Source organism: Streptomyces sp. NPDC050485 (assembly GCF_044458185.1).
Lineage (GTDB): Bacteria > Actinomycetota > Actinomycetes > Streptomycetales > Streptomycetaceae > Streptomyces.
In genome coordinates, this window is the sequence record NZ_JBITHR010000071.1 from 1 (window position 1) to 4,038 (window position 4,038).

At 67.8% G+C, this 4,038-nt stretch carries 5 protein-coding genes and 2 pseudogenes; 5 read left to right on the forward strand and 2 right to left on the reverse strand.

Annotated elements, in window-relative coordinates; all coding sequences use genetic code 11:
- The first annotated feature begins 143 nt into the window (after positions 1 to 143).
- Entirely contained in the window at positions 144 to 704 is a 561-nt protein-coding gene (locus ACIBK6_RS42340; protein ID WP_399058817.1) for a hypothetical protein, read from the forward strand.
- Between the two features lie 83 nt (positions 705 to 787).
- A pseudogene (locus ACIBK6_RS42345) lies at positions 788 to 939 on the forward strand (IS1182 family transposase); the annotation flags it as partial.
- Between the two features lie 156 nt (positions 940 to 1,095).
- Here ACIBK6_RS42345 and ACIBK6_RS42350 read toward each other — a convergent pair.
- Complete coding sequence (locus ACIBK6_RS42350) at positions 1,096 to 1,593, reverse strand: MarR family winged helix-turn-helix transcriptional regulator (protein ID WP_399058819.1); 498 nt, start codon at positions 1,591 to 1,593, stop codon at positions 1,096 to 1,098.
- 93 nt (positions 1,594 to 1,686) lie between these two features.
- On the opposite strand from ACIBK6_RS42350, the gene ACIBK6_RS42355 reads away from it, so the two are divergent.
- A complete protein-coding gene (locus ACIBK6_RS42355) occupies positions 1,687 to 2,082 on the forward strand; it encodes an SgcJ/EcaC family oxidoreductase (RefSeq protein ID WP_399058821.1) in 396 nt (131 codons plus the stop codon).
- A 106-nt stretch (positions 2,083 to 2,188) separates the two neighbouring features.
- Positions 2,189 to 2,617, forward strand: coding sequence for a DUF5959 family protein (locus tag ACIBK6_RS42360; RefSeq protein WP_327166979.1), 429 nt, complete (start codon positions 2,189 to 2,191; stop codon positions 2,615 to 2,617).
- On the opposite strand, the pseudogene ACIBK6_RS42365 reads toward ACIBK6_RS42360, so the two are convergent.
- Positions 2,609 to 3,073: pseudogene (locus ACIBK6_RS42365) on the reverse strand (IS5 family transposase); the annotation flags it as partial. The gene ACIBK6_RS42360 and the pseudogene ACIBK6_RS42365 sit on opposite strands and share 9 nt — an antisense overlap.
- Before the next feature lie 242 nt (positions 3,074 to 3,315).
- On the opposite strand from ACIBK6_RS42365, the gene ACIBK6_RS42370 reads away from it, so the two are divergent.
- Positions 3,316 to 3,648, forward strand: coding sequence for a hypothetical protein (locus tag ACIBK6_RS42370; RefSeq protein ID WP_399058823.1), 333 nt, complete (start codon positions 3,316 to 3,318; stop codon positions 3,646 to 3,648).
- The last annotated feature ends 390 nt before the right edge of the window (positions 3,649 to 4,038 follow it).

The window sequence follows — 4,038 nt, forward strand, 5'->3', positions numbered from 1 at the left end:
TCGACGGTGATCCGTTCGGAGTGCTGCCGCGGAATGACGGTCCGCTGCTCACGCTGGACGTACTGCGTAAGCGCCGCCAGGCCCCGGGCGAAGGCAGCAGTCGGCAAGCAGCCCGACTCCCTTCTCCCTGCTGAGGATTGACCATGCGAAAGCTCACCACCGCCATCGCGCTCACCACTGCGGCCGTGGCCCTCTCGGCCGGGACGGCCGGCACCGCCGCGGCCGCGCCCGCGCCGGCGACCCCCCTACGGGCCCAGCACCTCGCGCTGCACAGCTGGACCCTGCTCAACGAGCACGGCCCGGGCCCCAACCCAGGCGAGCGGCTCACCGCGCGGGTCAGCGCACGTACGGTCGACGGCCACACCCGGGGGCACGTCGTGGTGCAGCACGTGTTCGAGAAGACCGGCACCATCCGGGCCGAGTTCGACGTCGACTGCCTGACCGTCGACGGGAACGGCGCCATCACCGTGACCGGGCCCATCTCGCAGACCGTGGTCACCCCGCTCGGGGGCGAACCCTACCTCTTCGAGGAGGGCCAGCACCCCGAGGCCGGCCTCACCTTCTACCCGACCGACGAGCAGCACCAGCGCCGGGTCGGCTGGAACCGGACCAACCCCCAGACGCACTCCGAAGTCGTCAAGTGCGGCGCGGTTCCGGCCAGCTGCCTCTGGGTCATCGACGGCGGGACCTTCCTGCGCCGCTAGGAGCGTGTCTCTGTGACCGGCAACCCACCTGTGTCTCGTGATCTTTCGTGCGGAATGATCCCGGTATGCGTGGTGAGGATGAGCTGTTCGAGGTCGAGCCGGTCGAGGCGAAGCGGCCGCAACGCCGTCCGGCGGCAGTGGACAAGACCTTCCGGGCATTCGACCCGCATCAAGTCCTGCTGCGCCACCGTCGCTGGACGACTGGCTGCCGGAGAGCCACCTCGCCCGGTTCGTCATCTGGCGGAACAAGCACGCCGCCGACGAATGCCTGCGCGAAGTCGTCACCAGGGCGAACGTCGCCTGACCCGGCACTGGCTACCCGCCCGTCGAACGGCGGGCACCAGTCGCCCCGGTCGTCGGGCTGTTGCCGAGCGATCCTTGCCGCCCAGTGTCATGACTGTTGTTTGCGTAGTTGGGTCAGTTCGTCGGTGAACTTGGTGAGGAGTCCGGCGAAGCCTGCGCAGTCTTGTTCCGGCCAGTCGCGCATCAGGTGACTGTAGAGCTCCTGACGCGATCGATGTACCACTGCCAACAGCTCGTCTGCGGCGGCGGTCAGTTCGAGGTGAATGCGCCGACCGTCGGCCTGCGAGGCCGCCCGCCGCAGATAGCCGGCCTTGATGGCGGCAGAGACCATGCGGCTGGCCCGGGATGGATCGATGCCCAGCCGGTCGGCCACCAGGCCCACGGTGACCTCTTGCCCTGGGCCGTCCGGTCCCTCCTCAACCGCGTCCACGACGTCCGCCACGGCCGGGTCGAGTACCGGGATAGCCGTGCGCTCGGTAAGTCGTGCCAGTGTGCGCCGGGTCATGCTGCGTCGCAGCTGAACCATGGCGCGCTCGACTGTTTCCAGGACCTGCTGGTGGCCTTCGTCGGTCTGCTCGTCTCCCATGCCCGCATCCTAGCCGATGCCTGCCGTTGACATATATGTGCTCTAGGCATATCAATGTCCACGGCACGCAAGCTGCGACTGAGGAGGAACGTGATGAACACCAGTACGACGGAGACGGTGGCCGGGGTCATGGTGCGGCTGACCGAGGCATGGCAGGCCAAGGACGTCCCTGGCTATCTGGCACTGCTGGCCGACCAGGTCGACGTGGTTAACCGGGGTGGCCAGCGGCTGGCCGGCAAGCAGGCCTTCGGGCACCAGCTGAACTGGCTCTTGGGCTACCCGGAGATCTTCGAGGCGGAGCACACCCTCGAGTCGGTGCGCGTGCTGCGTCGGGGGGTGGCGCTGGCCCACGAGCTGCGGGTTGAGCCACTTCGGCAATCGCGTGCCACCTACCTGCTCGTCGAGCGGGAGGGGCAGTGGCTCATTGAATCGATCGCCATTGCGCCGATCGAACTGCCCCGCGATCCCGCCACCGGCGAGCGCATGTGAGTAACGCGCCAACAGAGTCGCACTCAGAACCCCTAACGAAATGGGATGGCGGATGCACTCCTGGCAGGGCGACGATCTCTCGGTACTCGCCGATGAAGGGGCAGCTATGGGCGACATCGCTGCGAGGGAGCTCATCTCCCTCGCCGATGACGAGGGGAACAGCGTCACCGTCAACGTTCTGGGGCGCGATCCGGGGTGGAGCGCCGGGCTCGACGCCGAGATTGTCGTCAGGACGCCGTTCGTGTCCGGCCGTATCGACCTGGTGCTGTCAGCCTCGAAGCTGGAAAGCTGGGCCGCCGCGTTGAACAGGCTCGATGCCGGCGAAGACGTGGTCTGGATGGAGTGGGACAGAGGGCCGTCCATCTCCATCCAGCTCACCGGCGAGCGTGACTGCCCTGAGGTGGTCGTAGAGGACGAGTCGGGGTCCATGGTCACCGTGCGGGTGCCGCTCGTCCCCCCGGACGACTGGATCGCTGACCATCGGCAACGCCTGCGTGAGGCGATGAATCACTGGGTTCCGATGCTGTCAGCGTAGGGAGACAAGCCGCCGCCAGCAGATGAGCGCACATCCCAGGGCGAGGAAGGCTTCGTGGATGTCGTCGCGAATCTCCCAGCGGATCCGCAGGCGGCGGAACCACTGCAGGTGCGCGAACGCGCGCTCCACGAACCAGCGTTGGGTACCGAGGCCGGAGCCGTGTTCGGTGCCGCGGCGGGCGATCACTGGTTTCACGCCCAGGTCCCAGACGAGGCGGCGGTACTTGTCGTGGTCGTAGCCTCGATCGCCCAGCACGACGTCCGGGCGGCGCCGGGGCCGGCCGCGCTTGCCCCGCACCGGCGGGACCGCTTCGAGTAGCGGGATGAGCTGGGTGACGTTGTTGCGGTTGCCGCCGGTCAGGGTGGCGGCGAGCGGGATGCCGGTGGCGTCGGTGATCAGGTGGTGCTTGCTGCCCGTCCTGCCCCGGTCAACAGGGCTTCGTCCCGTCTTGGGGCCCCTGCGTCGCCCGGACCAAGCGCCGCCGCGTCGCCCGCGCCCTGGAAAGCGATCCTGTCCTCACTGCGACAAGCCCGTCACGATTGTCGCTCTCCTGGCCACTCCAGAAGCCGCTCGACCCACCATCCCCTCAGCAAGTCCAGACGTCATTCCCATGCGGAGAGGCTGAACTCCAGCCGCGGGGAAACCCGCACGACGCATCAGCGGTCGTTCGTTACGCTTCAGCCGGAAAGGACGTGAGTATGGCACTGGTCAAGAAGGGGTCGCGACGGATAATGGTCGACGGCGTCACCTACCGCTGGATGCTCCGCCGGAGGCCGACCTATAGCCAGGCCCTGGTCTGGTCCTCCCTTACCTATGCGGTCGAGCACGCCGATTCGCCGTCGGGCACCATCCTGGTGATCAGCACCAACCAACCGCATCCGAGCAACTGGCTAGTCGGGCCGGGCAGCCCTGTCCTCCCATCCGATGTCGCCGACAGCATTCGCACCGCCCGCGCTAACGGATGGACACCTGAGAAGCCCGGATCGCCATTCCACCTCGATCAGTCAGAAGGCTTCGTCCCTTCCCACTGACTTGCCCCACGTTGAAGGGGCCGACCGGCCGGGTACGCAGGCTGCGCCTCACCATCGCTGCAACTGCGAAGTCGGCTCCCTCGAAGCCGCCTTGCGGCTCCCGGAGCGGCAGTTCCAGACCATGGCGGGCGACATTCACCGGGCCCTGGCCCACGGCACGCTGCACCTGGAACGATGGCGCCGCTCCGGGCGGGACTGCGCGCGGTGCAGGAGCAGCTGACCCTCTGCTACGTCTACTGGCGCCCCGCCACCGCCGACGGGCCTGGCTGTCGGGGCCAGGTGCAGCGTGTCGTTACGCGCGGCCGACGCGTTGGTCAGGCGTGCGCACCCGGTGATCGCCAGGTTTCCGGCACAGGCGCATCGAGATGCCTATGACGAGGAGTTGTGCGA

Excerpts from the sequence above, each read along its gene's own strand:
- ACIBK6_RS42360 (WP_327166979.1), top strand. The coding sequence starts at position 2,189 with ATGGGCGACATCGCTGCGAGGGAGCTCATCTCCCTCGCCGATGACGAG.
- ACIBK6_RS42340 (WP_399058817.1), top strand. The coding sequence starts at position 144 with ATGCGAAAGCTCACCACCGCCATCGCGCTCACCACTGCGGCCGTGGCC.
- ACIBK6_RS42350 (WP_399058819.1), bottom strand. The coding sequence starts at position 1,593 with ATGGGAGACGAGCAGACCGACGAAGGCCACCAGCAGGTCCTGGAAACA.
- ACIBK6_RS42355 (WP_399058821.1), top strand. The coding sequence starts at position 1,687 with ATGAACACCAGTACGACGGAGACGGTGGCCGGGGTCATGGTGCGGCTG.
- ACIBK6_RS42370 (WP_399058823.1), top strand. The coding sequence starts at position 3,316 with ATGGCACTGGTCAAGAAGGGGTCGCGACGGATAATGGTCGACGGCGTC.